We start from the raw sequence: 16,779 nt of genomic DNA on the forward strand, positions 1-16,779 counted from the left end.
ATGAGATTCATTATCACAATGTGATTGTAATGGAAAATGGAGGAGGATTCAACATTCCAGAAAAAATAAAAAGGCTCGTAATTAGCTTCATCAGCCAATTTACGAACCTGTTGTTTACCATATGGTGCGGTCGAGAGGACTTGAACCTCCACGGTGTTGCCACCACTAGAACCTGAATCTAGCGCGTCTGCCAATTCCGCCACGACCGCATAAAAATGGTGCCGGCAATAGGACTTGAACCCACAACCCCCTGATTACAAGTCAGGTGCTCTACCAATTGAGCTATACCGGCACATTACGAGAAACTATGTAATTCGCACATTCTAAAAATAGAATGGCGGAGCTGACGGGACTCGAACCCGCGACCTCCGGTGTGACAGACCGGCGTGAACTCCAACTTCACCACAGCTCCATGTGATTTTTGTCTCCATCTTGCGGCGACTTCTGTAATATAGCACGATTCTATCTCCAGATGCAATAGTTTTTAAAAAAATAATGAAAGATTAATTTTTTCATAGATTTACCAACGAAAATCCGATAGAATTTTAGCTAGATATGCAGATTTTAGTAGATTGGTGGAGACGATGACATGAAAAAGACTTCGAGGCTACTCACCTTCCTCGCCCTCTTCACTCTGCTGCCTACTGCTGCCCATGCTTCCTCATCGGCATATGTGGTATCAGCAGGTGATACGCTGAGCAAGATCGCTCGTGAACATCAAGTAACGGTGGATCAACTCATTCAATGGAACCAACTGAATGACGATAGATTGTCAATTGGACAAACTCTATCTATTCATGGTGAAAACACTTCTGGCTCCATTGCGACGGACACTCCTTCCGATGTAGCTGTCAATCAGAATGATAACGCTACCACTGAGTCTAAAGAACTAACTGCTGGTGAAAAAGCCCGTGTCACTGGTGACGTGCTGAATGTGCGTAAAAAGCCTTCGACTGACGCAAAAGTGTTAGGCAAGCTAAGTTTCGGTTCCATTGTAGAAGTCGTAGAAACGGGTAATGAATGGACGAAAATCGAATTCGAAGATCGTGAAGCATACGTTGCTACAGAGTTCCTAAGTCCAAACCTCACTTCTACCGTTTCGCTGCCTGCCGAGGTAAATGCAGAAGATCTGGGTCGAATGAAGGAAATTTTTGAGCCATTGCTCAATACACCATACGTCTTAGGCGGAACTACTCCGAATGGCTTTGATTGTAGTGGCTTTACTTCATACGTTTTTGAACAGCTTGGGGTTACACTTCCGCGCACTTCTGAAGATCAATTCCGTGGCGGTCAAGAAGTATCACTGGATCAAGCACAGCCTGGTGACCTCTTGTTCTACGATTCGCTTGGAAAAGGACGCGTGTCCCACGTAGCGATCTATTTGGGTAATGGAGCAATCGTGCATGCGAATGGCGAAGATGTTCGCTATGGCAAAGTCGAATACATGCATAAGCTCTACCCGTTTTATGGAGTGAAGCGATACGCTAACTTCCAGTAAGCTTTCTACACATAAAAGCAAACAAACAGCCCTATCTGCCTTTGCAGCAGTTCGAGGGCTGTTTGTCTTTCTGTGCTTAATGTATTTCGGTATTATGGGCCTGCTGATGTTGTTGCTGCTGCCCTCCGATTTCGATTTTGCCCAATGCTTGTTTCATTTTGTCGAGCTGAAGTTGATAATCACGAACGACTACGGTAAGAACACTGACAGACTCCTTGAAATCCGGCTCGCTGCTTACTCTGTCGATGGCTCTATGTAAATGCAGCATCTTGTTCTCCGTTTCCCGCAATAGGTCGAGTAACTGCAATCCGTTTACCACGTAATCACCTCATCTGTTTTTTCTTACTTTCTCCTTCCGCTCTGTTCCCTATGCGCACAAAAACGCTTTGCAACATGAATAAAAAACGTCCGCTAATGACATAGCGGACGTTCTTCCTATTTAGCTTAGGCGTGCAGACGCGAGCTCTACGAATTTGTCGATATCTTTTGCAACCAAAGAGAGTGAATTCCGCCAGAAATCTACGGAGCGTACATCAACATCCATGATAGCTGCTACATCTGCAACGCTCATTTTGCCCGTAACAGATAAGAGCTTGTCGTACTGCTCAACAAAAGCTTCCCCGCGCTTGAGATACTCTGCGTACAAGCCTTTCGCGAACAGAAGCCCAAAAGCATACGGGAAGTTGTAGAAATTGTAATCCGCGCTATAATAGTGCGGTTTACATACCCACATGTACGGGTGTAGAGCTGCCGGATCCAAACCATCTCCGTAAGCGTCCTTTTGCGCTTGTAGCATCAGTTCGTTCAGAGTGGAAACAGACAAGGCACCTTCAGTTCTGCGCTCAAATACCGCAGTCTCGAACAAGTAACGACTATAAATATCGACGATCACCTGACTTGCTCCGCTGATATCATTTTCCAAAATCGCAAATGCTTCCTCGGAGGTCGCTTGTTCAAGTGCTGCATTGGCAATGATGGTCTCGCACAAAATGGACGCGGTTTCGGCGATTGGCATTGGGTATTCGCTATTCAAGAATGCTTCGTTTACGAGACATTCTCCGTGATAGCCATGACCCAATTCATGTGCCATTGTGCTCACATCGCTGTAGCTGCCTGTGTAGTTCGACATAATTCTGCTCTCCCCTACGATGTGCAGGTTGTAGCAGAATGCCCCTCCACGCTTGCCTTCACGAATCTCAGCATCAATCCACTGATTGTCATAAGCTCGTGCTGCATAGTTGGCGAGCTTTTCGCTAAAGCTACCAAAGTGCTTCACAATGAAGTCGCGCGATTCCTCATACGAGAACCGCATGTCTGCCTCGCCCACTGGCGCAAACAGATCATAAAACGGCAACTGAGCGCTCTCATGGCCGAGTAGCTTCGCCTTTGTACGGAAGTATTGATGGAAGGATGGCAGGCTCTCACGCATCGCCTGAAGCATCGCTTCGAGCGTCTCGCGGTCCATACGGGAGTCTTGCAACGTCTTATCCAGCGGCGATTCATAGCCTCTTAGCTTCGCTACGGTAATAACCTCGCCTTTAATTCCATTCAAGCTGGCAGCAGCAGCTCCATCGATTTTTTTGTAAGCGGCAAGTTCCGCCTCGTAGGCCGTTTTGCGAAGCTGCGGATCTTTTTCGTTCGCCATGTTCCGCACCACTGGCAATGGAAGCTGTTTGTGCTCCCCATCGACTGTAATGTCTACCAGTAAAGTGGAAGTCAGCATTTCATGGAGCTTTGTCCATGCATTTGACCCTGTATTTTTCATTTTTGCTAGGACGATTTCTTCTTTTTCGCTCAGCATGTATTTACTCTTATCTGACATTTCTGTCAACATAAAGCGATGTGTCTCTAACAGCTCCGATTGGTTAATCAACTCGTCCAGGTTGCTCAACGATCCTAGCCATTTTTGGAATTGTACGCCTGGTTCAACCAATTCCACAGCCTGATTCTGTACTTTTTCAATCGCAAGCAGTGCTACTTCATTCTTGGCATCCACGCTGGCAGTCAGCTCTCCGTGGGCGTACAAGCGGAAATGCGTTTGCAAGACGGAGGTCATCATCGTTATGTATGTCTCCATCTTCGCTACTGCATCTTCTGAAGATTGAAAGTTTTGCGCTGCCCAGCTTTTGATCTCTTCTGTTTCACGTACAAACTTCTCCCAATCTTGTTTCCATTCTGGTGCATCAAATGAGGAATACAAGACGTCCAAATTCCAGCGCATATTCATGGGCACGCGCCTCCTTTTCTCTTATGTAACAAGCCTATTGTAAAAAAATTTAGATGGATTCTGCAAGTTTTTGCTAAAAAAACTTCTTTTGCGAGAATAAAAAGACTCTGCCGCTAGCGTAAGCAGAGTTCTTTTGTAAGTGATCAAGCTCGTACTGGCTGCGTCAAAAACGTTAATGCAGACAAGGCAAAAAGCTGGGTGGATTCCACCAATTGGTCAATAGCTACGTACTCATCTGCATGATGAGGGATGTGGCGATCACCTGCGCCTGTCGTCAAAATCGGAATGCCGGCCTTGTGCAGGAAGGTTCCATCTGTCGCACCTGGGACGCCATTATATACGGGCTCTTTTCTTGTGATTTCCCGATAGGCGTTCGCAACGGAAGTCACAACTTCTTCATGCATGTTAGTCAACGTCCAAGGGCGCTCTTCGATTACTTCCAGAGTAGCCTTGAACTTGTCATCCTCTTTGCCTAGTTCCTCTAATATGACACTGATCTCTTTATACAGCTCTTGGTGGTCCTGCCCGGGAACCGTGCGAATATCAAGTGTTGTCATGCATTGATCGGGTACGACGTTGATTTGGGCGTCTCCTTTGACCGGTGCCTGCAAAATCGTCGGAGTGATACTCGGCCACCCCAACATTGGATGCTCTCCCAGACGAGCCATTTCCTTTCGTTCCAGCTCTTCTAACGCCACGATGGCGCGTGCCATCCTTGTGTTCGGATTGATGCCCGTCAGTGGCATAGCTCCATGCGCCATCTTGCCAAACGTACGAAGAATTGCTCGCATGGCTCCTTTTTGCGTGATGCAGAGCTGATTTTCTTCCGGTTCACAGATAATCGCCGCATCGACGTTGTTGGCCCAACCGCGACGAATGAAATCCTTGATCCCGATCATCATGCTCTCCTCATCGCAAGGGATGCATAGGAGGATTTTGCCTGTAAAAGACTGTTTGGATCGTTGGATAGCTTTGACGGCACATATCGCGGCAGCCAGATTTCCTTTTGTGTCACAGGAGCCACGCCCATAGATACGCCCACCAGATATTGTTCCACCAAAAGGGTCGTAGCTCCAAGCATCCCGATCCCCTTCTGTTACGACATCTGTATGGGCTTCGAATAAAAGCGTTTTGCCAGGCTTGCCCGAATCGTAAAAGGCGATGACATTCGGTCTGCCTGGAACAACCTCTTCATAGAAGACCTGCAAACCCATGTTACGAAGATAATCGGCGACAAATAGCGCTACCCGCTCTTCATTCGCTCCTGTCTGATCGGGACGAAATACACTTGGAATTCTAACTAGCTCCTGCGTTAGGCGTACAACTTCCTGCTCGTCAACAAAGGATATCACCTGATTCATCCGCCAATCCTCTCCTCTGCATCCAAATATGTTACACCTATCCCTGGAAGTAACTGCGATAAGATGGCAGTCCCCCTGCTTCCTCTGCGTGCTTAACCGCTTGGATGACGGCTTCTGCCAGCACATCTGCGGACAACGCGCCCACCAAGTCTACACTCGCCTCTACTTCGCCTGTTGCTACAGCAAAGATCGTATCGCCATCGTACATGGTGTGAATCGGACGGATCGTACGGGCAAGCCCGTCATGAGCCATTTGCGCTACTTTGTTTGCTTCTGCTTTGGACAAGTGAGCATTGCTGGCGACTACGGCAATCGTCGTGTTCGTACCTGGAGGGATCGGAGCAAAAGCTTGCTGGCGCAGTATCTCCATGCTATCCCGAATGGTTCCCTGTTCATCTCTCGGCCCGGCTATGATCGTCCCTGACCGCGGATCTGCGACATGACCGACCGCATTCACAGCGACGATTGCACCTATGACGAGTCCATTGGGTAGAATCACGGAAGCTGTGCCTAACCCGCTCTTCATCGCATTCCCAAATCCATTTAGCTTGCCTACTGTCGCACCTGTACCCGCACCGACGTTTCCTTGTGCTACTTTCTCACGGCTTGCTGCCTGTGCTGCCTCATAGCCCATTTGACGATCCGGACGAACCCGATAGTCGCCTACTGCCAGATCGAACAAAACTGCTGCTGGAACGATAGGAACGACGCCATAGCCAACATCCAGTCCGATGCCATGTTCCTCCAAATACTGCATGACACCTGTAGCAGCATCCAAACCGTATGCACTGCCACCCGAAAGGCAAATCGCATGGACGACACTCACCAGATTGACAGGGTCCAAGAGGTCCGTCTCGCGGGTGCCCGGGGCAGAACCCCGGACATCCACGCCGCAGACAGACGGCTTTTCCAGCATAATCACACTGCATCCCGTTAATGTTTCTTCGTTTTGTGCATGCCCGACGAGAACGCCGGGTACGTCAACAATCGTTCCGGTCATTATAAGTCTCCTGAAATTTTTGATTTTTGCCTACCTGCTGACCCTAATTTCTTCCAAGCCGCAACGACAGCCAGTGTAACAATGACCGAAACAATTGCTTCTGGCAAGCCGTTCGTGATTGCAACTGTGGTCGCTACGCCGAGGGTCATGTATCCTCGAATGACGGCCATGCCCAGTACCAGGATCGTGTTTGTCATCGCCCCAATAAAGCCAGCGGCACCAATCGCCAAGTACTGATTGACGTTTTTCAAACCAGCATAGGTCAAGTAAGCAGTCACACCGATGAACAAACGTGGCAGGATGGCTACAAGAGGGTCTTTAAAAAGCGGAACGGTGGCATTTAAGAAAGAAGAGACTCCAAATATAAGGCCAATGATCATACCAACGCCCCAGCCCTCCATTATGCCCCCGATCACAGCCGGGATGTGCATAATAGTGGCATTGCCCGCTGCTGTCGGAACCGGAATGTAGCCGAGACGTGTCACCCCGAGCAAAATCGCTATCGCGCCCAAAACGCCTGCAATGACAATCTTGCGAACGGTCAAGCCTTTTTCCATGCATACTCCTCCTTTTACGAGTTTTATGTGGAATGCCCTACTCGGGCGAATTCCCGCTAGTCTCCATTACCAAGGTATGGCGAGCATGACGGCTGAAATGACAATACTCACGATCAGCGCGACGTAATCTTTGCCTACAGCCTTGTATTGGGTGTATCTGGTCCGTGCAGCACCTGGTGTGTAGCATCTGGCTTCCATTGCCAAAATCAAATCTTCTGCTCTGGAGAGCGCCACATTAAACAGCGGGATGATGATGGGAAACATGTCTTTTGTTCGCTGGATGATCCGCCACCATTCTCCTGTACCGAAATCTGCACCACGGGATGCTTGTGCTTTCATCATTTTTTCCATTTCCATCGCGAAGGTAGGTACAAAGCGCACAGCAATCGTGATGATCAAAGCAAAGGCATGAACCGGAAACTTTACTTTTTCTAATGGCCCCAGCAATCGCTCCATTCCGTGTGTAAGTTCCGTCGTCGAAGTGCTGAGCGTGAGGACACTCGATAAGAAGATTACTTCTACGAAACGTATGGCAGACACGATGACGAGGCGTACACTCTCACTCGTAATCGTGATGAAGCCGTATTTCAAATAAACGGTTCCACCATTGACAACCTCCCCGTAAAATAGTAACTGCATGATCGCCAAAATAATGATAAAGGGGATAGCGGGCTTGATCCCGGATATACCGTAATGTAGGGGGATTTTCGAGATTTGAAACATCCAGATACAAATGGCTAAAGCAAACAGATTACCCACGTATGTATCGCAGATGGCAATCGCTAAGATGAGGATGACGAAAGCACCCAGCTTGAAACGAGGATCGAGACGATGAACGACCGAAGCAGTGGGTAAATATTGACCGATGGTAATATTGCGCGTCAATTCAAATTCTGCTGACATGTGGACCCCCTCCTTAGCGGTTCATCAGTTTCAAAATTTCCATCGCTGTCTCTTCGGGTAAAAAAGCGCTAGCATCGATGCTGTAGCCCTGCTCACGAAGTCTGTATAAAATATCTACCGATTCCGGTGTGCCGATATGATGCTGCCGCAGCAATTCCTGATTGCCAAAAATTTGTCGTGGTGTCCCTTCACAGACTGATTTGCCGTTTGCCATGACGTAGACACGATCAGCAAGCTTGGCGACCTCTTCCATATTGTGTGAGACGAAAATAACCGTTAGCTTTTCTTCCCGATTGAGACGGCGGATGCGCTCCAATAGCTCATGACGAGAGCGCGGGTCCAGCCCTGCTGTTGGCTCGTCAAGTACGAGAACCTTGGGTTGCAAGGAAAGGACGCCAGCCAATGCCACCTTGCGCTTCTGCCCACCACTTAAGGCAAAAGTCGGACGGTCTTTCATCTCCTGAAACGAGAGGCCAACTAAGTCCATCGCCCACTGTACACGTCGCCGCACTTCCTCTAAAGGGAGCCCCATCCGAAAAGGTCCGTAGGCTACGTCATCACCGACCAGTTTTTCGAAAAGTTGATCCTCCGGGTTTTGAAAAACGAGTCCTACTTGTCTACGCAACGTACGAATATCGATCTTGGGTGAAGATACGTCCATTCCATTGATGATGACCGTACCGGATTGCGGGCGAATCAGGCCGTTAAAATGCTGGATTAACGTCGATTTTCCCGATCCTGTATGACCGATAATGGCCAAGCATTCGCCTTCTGCCACCTGGATGCTTACCTGGTCGAGGGCCCGATGTTCGAGAGGCGTTCCGTGCATGTAGACATGAGATAGATTTTCTACGTTTACGATCGGTTGCGTCATGAACCACTCGCCTCCGCTTGTCTGACGTATAAACGATTAACCTCCGCGACAACTTCCTCATTGTGGATGAGATCAGGTGTAAATTCGTGATATTCGGAGTGAACGAGATGAGCAATTCGGCTCGCGTCTGGAACATCCAGATGAAGCTCGCGAAGTCTTTCCTGATGGGAAAATACTTCACGTGGAGTACCCTCCAATACGATCTTGCCGCCCTCCATTACGATGACGCGATCTGCTTCTGCTACCTCTGACATGTGATGGGTCACGGTGACGATCGTCATTCCTTCGCGATGCAGCTTGCGAACGACTGCTAGTATATCCTGTCTACCGTAGCTGTCCAGCATACTCGTCGCTTCGTCCATGACGAGGCATTGTGGCTTCATCGCCAATATCCCCGCAATGGCGATCCGTTGCTTTTGTCCACCAGACAAATGATGAGGCGGTCGATGGCGAAAGGCACTCATTCCTACTGCCTCTAGGGCAAAATCCACTCGTGTTTTCATCTCTTCTGCAGATGTCCCTATGTTCTCCAGTCCGAAGGCCACATCATCCTCTACAATCGTCGCGACAATCTGATTGTCCGGATGCTGAAAAACCATCCCGACACGGCTCCTCACTTCATGAATTCGCTGTTTTTCACGCGTGTTGATTCCGTTAACGATGACATCGCCATCGTTTGGAGTCAAAATTCCATTGAGATGCTTAGACAGCGTTGACTTACCGGACCCATTATGACCGATGATGGCGACATACTCTCCTGGAAACACTTCTAGGGAGACATTTTGCAGAACAGGAATTTGTTGATCTTGGTTAACCTGATAGGCAAACGAGACATTTTCTACACGAATAATCGGTTGTGGTGTCATGCTCTCCCCTCGCCTTTTCGTAAAAGTCGTAAGCGTTGTGTCCTCCATAAATAAGCAACTACCATGCCAAATGAATATGTTTTTAATTTTCTGTAAATTAAACAAGTAACGGAGCCACTCTGTTGCAAACATGCATCGCTGATGTTGCAATTGCATCAATTTCTACAATCTTTCGTAGCGCTTCATTTTTCTCCACAGCGTAGACCGATCCATTCCCAAAATTTTCGCCGCTTCTCCCTTGTTTCCCTTCGTCTCCGCCAAAACCTTTCGGATGACTTCTGCTTCTCTCTCTTCTTGATCTCGGTAAAATTGCCGCTGATACAGCTTCTTGGCAAAAAAAGCAGTGTCCTCCTTGCCAAGCGCGTCATTCTTACAGAGCAAGACCATTCTTTCCACCACGTTGCGCAGTTCTCGTACGTTACCTGGCCAGTCGTATTGTTTGAGAACGCGGAAAACGGCCTCTTCTACTTTCAGATGCCTTTTATTTTCCCGTTCCTTGATCTCTCCAATGATCGATGCCACCAATAGCGGAATATCTTCAATTCGCTCTCGTAAAGCAGGCAGCTCTAACGTCAGCACATTCAATCGGAAGTACAAGTCTGAGCGAAACTGCTTTTCCTCTACCAGTCGTTCCAAATCCCGATTCGTTGCCGCGATAATTCTCACATCGACAGGGACGATGCGCTCCCCGCTGATTCTGCGGACTTTTTTCTCCTGCAAGATACGCAAGAGCAACGCTTGGATCGGGATCGACATCTCTCCGATTTCATCGAGGAACAGCGTGCCTCCGTGTGCCAATTCAAACAGCCCAGGCTTTCCGCCTTTTCGCGCGCCAGTAAAAGCGCCCTCCTCGTATCCGAACAACTCGCTCTCCAATAAATTGCCGGGGAGCGCCGCACAGTTAACCGGGATGAAGGGCCCGGTTGCACGCTGGCTGCTCAAATGAATTCCTTGGGCAAACAACTCCTTGCCAGTTCCAGTCTCCCCCTGAATGAGAACTGTCGCATCTGTCCGTGCAAATGTTTCCGCCCATACCTTCGCTTCGCGGATCGCAGATGATTCTCCCACGATATCCTCCAGGCGGAATTTGGCTTCCAAGCCACTCTCCATGCTCTGCTTGCGAATGCGCATCTCCATTTTTTGAATGTCGGTGATCTCTTTAAAAGTGGACACCGCTCCCACGATTTCACCCTTTACGACAATCGGCAAACGGTTAATGATAATTTGCCGATTCAGGATCGTCGCGATATCCCCTCTCTCTTTTTTTCCCGTTGCTAAAATTCTCAACATATCTGAATTGGGAATATAACGGGTAATTTTTTGTCCCACGATATTGCCTGGCAGACCGAGTATTTCCATCGCGTTTTTATTGACCCCGATAATAATGGACTCCCGATCGACCGCGATGATGCCGTCATGGGAAGCGTCCAGAATCGCCTGCATGTGGATGTCATGGATCATTTGCTTGGCTCTCCTTCCTCGGCATTCTCAAGCATGACTGCTACTTCTGGTGCTGGCCTTCTTGCCCGACGCTTTTTTCGTTTCTTTTTCCGTAAAATGAAAATGGACAGGAGCATCAGCGCGAGGATGGCGAGCTCGATTGGTTGTGCCAGCTTGGCAGAAGTCCAGCCACTCATGCCCAGCAAGTGAAAGATGACGGCTATGTAAAGGAAGATCGATGCTAGATTTTGAGCATTCACCTGTTTCACCTCTGTATTTTCTCGTTAGTGAAAGAATGCGGCAATCACTTTATCGTTGATCCCACTCTTGGAGTAATAATGAACCGGCTTTCCTTGTTCTTTTGCATACGCAATTTCCTTGCTTGTACTGCTTCCAATATAGCCCTCTACATCGATGACAAAAATCTCGTCAGACAAATCGATTTTTCGAAAGTGAATGTCAGTGAGTAGATCTGCTTGCTCCTGTGATATCTCAAAGCCCTCGCTCTGTTCAAAAAAAGCTACGCTCATCACGATGTTTCCTTGGAGAGTCAAATACGTATTCGCCTGCTCAAATTCTTTTTTTGAATTTGGTAGACCCGCATAGCGTGATGATTTTCATTTTGAATCCCTCTTCCTATGGCTTGCATTTTTCGTAATAATCTGACTGGGCTACTACGAAAAACTCCCATGGAGCCGTGAACATAGCTCCACAGGAGAGTTGGTTCTTGTTGTCTTGCGATTAGATAGGAAGCAGTTCCACAGACTCTTTGCTCTCCAAGTCTTTCACCATGTCGAGCCATGCTTGTGGCTTTTGTGGAAGCACGGCGTAATAACGCTTCAAGAACGTGACGATCAGATCCGCTTCGAGGGTTGTTTGCTCTTCGTTTGTCGGCATGAAGCCCAGATCAAGTCCAGATACCGCTTCCCCGTCATTTTGCCAGGACGGATGTACATAGGTAAAGCTCGTACGTTTGTAGCCGAGATGAGAGAGCACTTCACGGCGTACAAATGGGTCCATTGGCTTGATCCCGCCAAAGTTGTGTTCTTCCACACGGTACGGGTCGTAGATTTCTGCAAACATCCCGTACAGCTCCTTGCCGTTTTCAGCAGCCAGAGCGAGTAGGTCCTTTTGACGCTCTCTGGCGAGGAATCGGCCCACTCCGAGACCTTCTTGACCAATGATCGTGAAGTCTGTCATGGCTACGTTCATGTCTGTGTAATAACGGTATTCGGTAGCGCCCACAACTTCTCCTTCGTGTACAGCTACAAATACACGAATACCCGGATCTTCCAGCGGTTCTTTCCACAGATCGTACTCCAATACTTCCTCAGGCGGGAAAACCTCTTGCATCAAACGGTGCATCTTCGCAAACAGCGGATTGTCAATATGTTGAATACGTACGAATTCCATCAGTCATATCCCCTCTCAATCCATTATGTCGGATAAACGCCCTACAGATGCTGCTGAAATGGATTTTTCCATTCCATGAGTGTCGCGTAGTTGCGAGATTCCTCATCTTCCAAATAATTCGCCACGACCTGAACAGGCGTGCGACCGCAGCGCATGAGAAATGTAATCACCGGGTCTCTTACTTCCCCTGTCAGAACAAGCTCCAAATACTGCTCAGGTGTCGATTGGTCTGCATAACGTCCATATCCTGGCATGCGACCTCCGCCGAGCAATCTGCGAAGTCCTTTTTGTACCACCAGCTCATACATCGCTTGCATCATCTGTTGACCCAATCCCAGCTTGCGGAAGCTCGGACGAATGCAAATATCTACGATGTACAGGGTGTCCCCTTGCGGATCGTGATTACGGATATAACCGCTATCCGTGACATCCTCCCACTTATGCTCGGGGTGAGCCGGATCAAACCTCACGAGCAACCCTGTCATCGAACCCGCCAAAACCCCGTCCACTTCTACACAAATGGCACCTTCTGGAAACAGCGTAATATGGTTTGTCAGCTGCTCCTGGTTCCACCATAACTCAGACGGGAACGGCGGGGGAAAGCTCTCCGCCTGGATTTGGATCAATTCGAAGAAGTCTGCATGATTGTAGTTGCGTATGACGGCTTTGCGTGGCTTGTTCCCTTCAAATACATACAGCTCTTTTCTGTACATATTCATCCTCCTGCTGTCCTGATCACGATGGAATGCTTTACTTCCAGTCTGTATACAAATCGGTGCGGCGGTCGCGCCACGTTGTGACGGAGCCTTTTTCCCGCACGTCGTATAGCAATTGGATATCCAGGTCAGCGGTTACCATCATGTCGTGGTTGATTTCCCCTTCAGCAAGAATGCCTCGCGGAGGGAACGGAACATCGTTTGGCGTCAAGATCGCCGCTTGTCCAAAGTTCGCTCGCATGAAATCAACTGTCGGTAGCGAGCCTACGGTTCCAGTCAGTACGACATACACCTGGTTTTCAATCGTCCGGGCATGACTGGTATAACGTACGCGGTGGAATGCGTGGCGATCATCCGTGCAAGATGGGCAGAAAATGACGTCTGCGCCCCGTGCTTTGGCGATGCGCACCCACTCAGGGAACTCGATGTCGTAGCAAATAATCATCGCGACTTTCCCTTTGTCGGTCTCAAAGATTTGCAACGAGTCGCCAGCCCCCATGTTCCAGCCTTTTACTTCCCATGGCGTGATATGGATTTTTTTCTGCTGGCCTACACGTCCATCCGGGTAAAACAGAAAAGCCGTATTGTAAAGCTTGCCGTTTTCTTCGATGATGTGCGTTCCACCAATCAGATACATCTCGTATTTGGCAGCGAGGGAACGAAACAGCTCGACATATCGGTCCGTAAATGATGGCAATGCCGTAATCGGCAGCGCATTGCCCTGCTCGTCTCCAATCGACATGAGTTGAGTCGTAAACAGCTCCGGGAAAAGGAGAAATTCTGTGTCGTACTCTTGTGCGTTTTTCACGTAGTGCTCAACTTGATTGGCGAAGTCTTCAAAGCTATGTATGGTATGCAGATGATACTGCACAGCGGAAACACGCATTTTCATGCCATTCTTCCTTCCTCAAACGTGATAAGAATCTCTAAGAATAAAATATATCAAAAACAGTCTGTAAAGTCTCGTCATTGGCTGTATGAAAAAAGTCGCCTATCCACTTAGACGGGCGACTCTCTCTCTTATTGGTTGGTGCTCATCCGCAAAACGGTTTTGTAGAGCAGCTCTGTTCCCAGTGCCACGTCTTCATAGGCTGCATATTCTTGCGGATTATGACTGATACCGTCCTTGCAGCGGACAAAAATCATCCCGTAATCACAAACGTAGGAGAGTGCCAAAGCGTCATGGAAAGGACCACTCATCAGCTCGCGCACAGAGGCACCGAGCTTACTGCTCTCCTCGTGCATGATTGCCTTAATCCAATCGGCACAGTAACGCGGGTCACTATTCGTATCTTCCGTAATGGTATATTGCAATCCACCTTCTACAGCGGCTAGCTCAATCGCCTCGCGCAACGCTTGTTCGCGCTCATCGCGGCGCTTCAAATCGATATCCCGTAAATCAATCGAAAAACGCACCCGCTCTGGAATGATGTTGCGCGAATCCGGGAAAACCTCCAAGTGACCGACTGTACCGACTGTTGGCGCTTGTGGATCGAGCTTTGCCAGCTCGTTCACAGCCAAAATTACTTTTGCTGCTCCGACAAGTGCATCCTTTCTCATCGGCATCGGTACAGAACCAGCGTGCCCGGCAAAGCCAGTCAGCTCGACCGTCCACCACAAAGGCCCTGATATCGCAGACACGATTCCAATCGCTTCTTTCGCATCATCGAGAATCGGCCCCTGCTCAATATGCAGCTCCAGATAAGCACCGATGCTGTCTTTTGGATAAATAGACGCTTCCAGACGATCAGGGTCGCATCCAAAATCAATCAGTGCTTGCCTGCGTGTGATCCCGTTTTTATCCGTCCGCTCCAAGTCCGTCGGGTCCAGCATGCCGAGAATGCCTTTGGAACCAAACAGTCCTTTTTGAAATCGGCATCCTTCTTCGTCACAAAACGCAACGACTTCAATAGGCTGTGCAGGCATGAGCCCTTGTTCATTCAACGTCTGGACAACCTCCAGCCCGCCCAATACCCCGATCACACCATCGTACTGACCGCCGTACGGCTGCGAATCGATATGTGAGCCAATCATCAAGATCGGAGCTTGATCATCCTTCCCCGTCATCCGACCAATCAAATTGCCGAAGTCATCGATCCGCGTCTGAAGACCGGCTTCTTCCATCCAGCTACGCACCAGCTCTACGCCTGCCCGATCTTCAGCAGACAAAGCGAGTCGACATACACCCGTTTCGCCTATTTTCCCGATTTGCGCCAATTGCTCGATTCGTTTTTGCAGTCGTTCTTCATTGATCGCTAGCTTTCTCGCTTTTACGTTCATGCTTGTAAAACCTCCTCATCTTGGCGTTGATAGACGAACTCCCCATCGATCATCGTTTTGTCTACGCGCAGCTCTTTGATACGATCTGCCCGCGTTGCCAAAATATCGCCGTCCAGCACCACGAGATCAGCCAGCTTCCCGACTTCAATACTCCCTTTGATCCCCTCCTCAAAACTGGCGTACGCTCCGTTCCAAGTAAACATGCGAATCGCCTCCATGATGCTGACCCTTTGATTTGTCCCCACATCCTGACCTGTTTTACTCACTCGATTAACGGCAGTATGAATCCCAATCAGCGGGTTGAAATCAGTCACGGGACTATCTGACGCTCCTGCCGCAACGATCCCCGCGTCGAACTGATCCCTCGCCGGAAACATATGTCGGACACGCTCTCCGATGTTGGTCACATATGAATCACCATAATCGTAGATAAAAGCAGGATTCGGGATGGGTACGACGCCTAGCCGAGCCATTCTTGCCAGCAGATCAGGCGCAGATACACCAGCATGTTCAATTCGATGTCGGTGGTTCTCGCGCGGATGCGCTTCTAGTGCTGTTTCAAAGCATGTCAGCAGCATGTCAATCGCTCGATCTCCCTGGGCATGAGCGGTAATTTGAAAACCTTTTGCATGTGCCTCTCCCAAAATGGTATTCAACTCGTCCTGTTCATAGTAGAGAATTCCATAATCATCTGGTCGGCTGGTGAACGGTTCACGCATGGCCATCGTGGGCGCAATGCTTGCCCCATCTGTAAAAACTTTCGCGGGTCCGATACGGAACCGAGCATTCCCCGTACCCGTTACCATCCCTGCATCGACCATCTTTCGGACAAAATCATCGGATTGATTCAGCGCACAAACCATTGCGTAGATGCGAACTTTCACGTCACCTTTCTGTACCGCTTTTTGCATCGCCCGATAGTTCTCTGGACCGTATCCTCCCGCATCGTGGATGCTCGTAATCCCCGCAGCAACAAAGTCTTTCGAAGCTAATCGCAAACCTTCGATATACTCTACTTCTGTAAAAGCCGCTTTTTCAAATAGGTTCATATGTGCCGTTTCGATGAGGAATCCCGTTAGCTCACCATCTGCATCACGATCAATACGTCCACCTTGGGGATCGGCTGTCTCTCTGTCGTAACCCGCTAAGGCAAGCGCTCTGCTGTTTACGACAGAGTGATGAGCGCACGTCCTCATGACAAAAACAGGATGCGTTGTCGTCACTTCATTCAGCTCGGCGATTGTCGGATAGCGTTGCTCGATCATCAGATTTTCATCGAAACCACATGCTCTCACCCATTCTCCTGCTGGTGTTTTTGCCGCTTGTTCTTTCAGTGCGGTGAGCAGACCATCAATCGACCTGATCCCTCTCGCTTTGCAATCGACTCCCAGTTTGTTCGTACCGTAAATCGTAATATGCAGATGGGCATCGATGAAGCCGGGCAATAGACTCCTCCCTTGCAAATCAATGACGTTTGTATGTGATTGAATCAACTGTTTCACATCTTCACTAGACCCGACAGCAAGAATGCGATTCCCTCTGACTGCCACTGCTTCTGCCACCCGATTCTCATGATCTACCGTGATCACCTGTCCATTGAGAAAAACCATATCTGCCATATAACTGCCCCCTTTAGGAAATGAG

The 16,779-nt window shown here is 48.9% G+C and carries 16 protein-coding genes, 3 tRNA genes and 1 pseudogene; 1 reads left to right on the forward strand and 19 read right to left on the reverse strand.

The window, feature by feature from the left end; genetic code table 11:
• Nucleotides 1-122 precede the first annotated feature (122 nt).
• The 3 genes from POF51_RS03440 to POF51_RS03450 form a co-directional block, all read right to left on the reverse strand.
• A tRNA-Leu gene (locus POF51_RS03440) sits at nt 123-209 on the reverse strand.
• Between the two features lie 7 nt (nt 210-216).
• A tRNA-Thr gene (locus tag POF51_RS03445) sits at nt 217-292 on the reverse strand.
• A 43-nt stretch (nt 293-335) separates the two neighbouring features.
• A tRNA-Asp gene (locus POF51_RS03450) sits at nt 336-412 on the reverse strand.
• Between the two features lie 177 nt (nt 413-589).
• Between POF51_RS03450 and POF51_RS03455 the strand changes: the two genes are divergently transcribed.
• Nucleotides 590-1,498: a C40 family peptidase gene (locus POF51_RS03455; RefSeq protein WP_017248217.1), complete on the forward strand. Its 909-nt coding sequence runs from the start codon at nt 590-592 to the stop codon at nt 1,496-1,498.
• Between the two features lie 76 nt (nt 1,499-1,574).
• Here POF51_RS03455 and POF51_RS03460 read toward each other — a convergent pair whose 3' ends face one another.
• The 16 genes and pseudogenes from POF51_RS03460 to POF51_RS03535 form a co-directional block, all read right to left on the reverse strand.
• Entirely contained in the window at nt 1,575-1,817 is a 243-nt protein-coding gene (locus tag POF51_RS03460) for a hypothetical protein (RefSeq protein ID WP_017248216.1), read from the reverse strand.
• A 120-nt stretch (nt 1,818-1,937) separates the two neighbouring features.
• On the reverse strand, nt 1,938-3,725 hold the full coding sequence (locus POF51_RS03465; RefSeq protein WP_069845254.1) for a M3 family oligoendopeptidase: 1,788 nt from the start codon (nt 3,723-3,725) through the stop codon (nt 1,938-1,940).
• Between the two features lie 143 nt (nt 3,726-3,868).
• Nucleotides 3,869-5,086 (reverse strand): M20 family metallopeptidase, encoded by a 1,218-nt coding sequence (locus POF51_RS03470; protein WP_069845255.1) that lies wholly within the window; start codon nt 5,084-5,086, stop codon nt 3,869-3,871.
• A gap of 37 nt (nt 5,087-5,123) precedes the next feature.
• Nucleotides 5,124-6,086, reverse strand: a complete 963-nt coding sequence (locus POF51_RS03475; RefSeq protein WP_069845256.1) for a P1 family peptidase — start codon at nt 6,084-6,086, stop codon at nt 5,124-5,126.
• On the reverse strand, nt 6,086-6,643 hold the full coding sequence (locus POF51_RS03480; protein WP_069845257.1) for an ECF transporter S component: 558 nt from the start codon (nt 6,641-6,643) through the stop codon (nt 6,086-6,088). The genes POF51_RS03475 and POF51_RS03480 overlap by 1 nt, the downstream gene beginning before the upstream one ends.
• Before the next feature lie 66 nt (nt 6,644-6,709).
• On the reverse strand, nt 6,710-7,546 hold the full coding sequence (locus POF51_RS03485) for an energy-coupling factor transporter transmembrane component T family protein (protein WP_069845258.1): 837 nt from the start codon (nt 7,544-7,546) through the stop codon (nt 6,710-6,712).
• 13 nt (nt 7,547-7,559) lie between these two features.
• The gene (locus POF51_RS03490; protein WP_017248211.1) at nt 7,560-8,420 is read right to left on the reverse strand and encodes an energy-coupling factor transporter ATPase; all 861 of its coding nucleotides are present in this window, start codon (nt 8,418-8,420) and stop codon (nt 7,560-7,562) included.
• Nucleotides 8,417-9,286 (reverse strand): energy-coupling factor transporter ATPase, encoded by an 870-nt coding sequence (locus POF51_RS03495; protein ID WP_017248210.1) that lies wholly within the window; start codon nt 9,284-9,286, stop codon nt 8,417-8,419. Before POF51_RS03495 ends, POF51_RS03490 begins: the two co-directional genes overlap by 4 nt.
• Nucleotides 9,287-9,448: 162 nt before the next feature.
• Entirely contained in the window at nt 9,449-10,747 is a 1,299-nt protein-coding gene (locus POF51_RS03500; protein ID WP_069845259.1) for a sigma-54 interaction domain-containing protein, read from the reverse strand.
• Nucleotides 10,744-10,986: a hypothetical protein gene (locus tag POF51_RS03505; RefSeq protein WP_069845260.1), complete on the reverse strand. Its 243-nt coding sequence runs from the start codon at nt 10,984-10,986 to the stop codon at nt 10,744-10,746. Before POF51_RS03505 ends, POF51_RS03500 begins: the two co-directional genes overlap by 4 nt.
• A 24-nt stretch (nt 10,987-11,010) precedes the next feature.
• Nucleotides 11,011-11,347, reverse strand: a pseudogene (locus POF51_RS03510) (DUF4406 domain-containing protein).
• A 120-nt stretch (nt 11,348-11,467) separates the two neighbouring features.
• Nucleotides 11,468-12,139 carry a GNAT family acetyltransferase gene (locus POF51_RS03515; protein WP_069845261.1) on the reverse strand — a complete coding sequence of 224 codons (672 nt, stop codon included), beginning with the start codon at nt 12,137-12,139 and terminating at the stop codon, nt 11,468-11,470.
• Nucleotides 12,140-12,180: 41 nt separating this feature from the next.
• Nucleotides 12,181-12,852 (reverse strand): GNAT family N-acetyltransferase, encoded by a 672-nt coding sequence (locus tag POF51_RS03520; protein ID WP_069845262.1) that lies wholly within the window; start codon nt 12,850-12,852, stop codon nt 12,181-12,183.
• 37 nt (nt 12,853-12,889) lie between these two features.
• A complete protein-coding gene (locus tag POF51_RS03525; RefSeq protein WP_017248204.1) occupies nt 12,890-13,747 on the reverse strand; it encodes a carbon-nitrogen hydrolase family protein in 858 nt (285 codons plus the stop codon).
• 128 nt (nt 13,748-13,875) lie between these two features.
• Complete coding sequence (locus POF51_RS03530) at nt 13,876-15,135, reverse strand: M20 family metallo-hydrolase (RefSeq protein WP_069845264.1); 1,260 nt, start codon at nt 15,133-15,135, stop codon at nt 13,876-13,878.
• A complete protein-coding gene (locus POF51_RS03535; protein WP_069845265.1) occupies nt 15,132-16,754 on the reverse strand; it encodes an amidohydrolase in 1,623 nt (540 codons plus the stop codon). Before POF51_RS03535 ends, POF51_RS03530 begins: the two co-directional genes overlap by 4 nt.
• Nucleotides 16,755-16,779: the final 25 nt, after the last annotated feature.

The organism is Brevibacillus sp. AG (assembly GCF_028369215.1).
Lineage (GTDB): Bacteria > Bacillota > Bacilli > Brevibacillales > Brevibacillaceae > Brevibacillus > Brevibacillus porteri.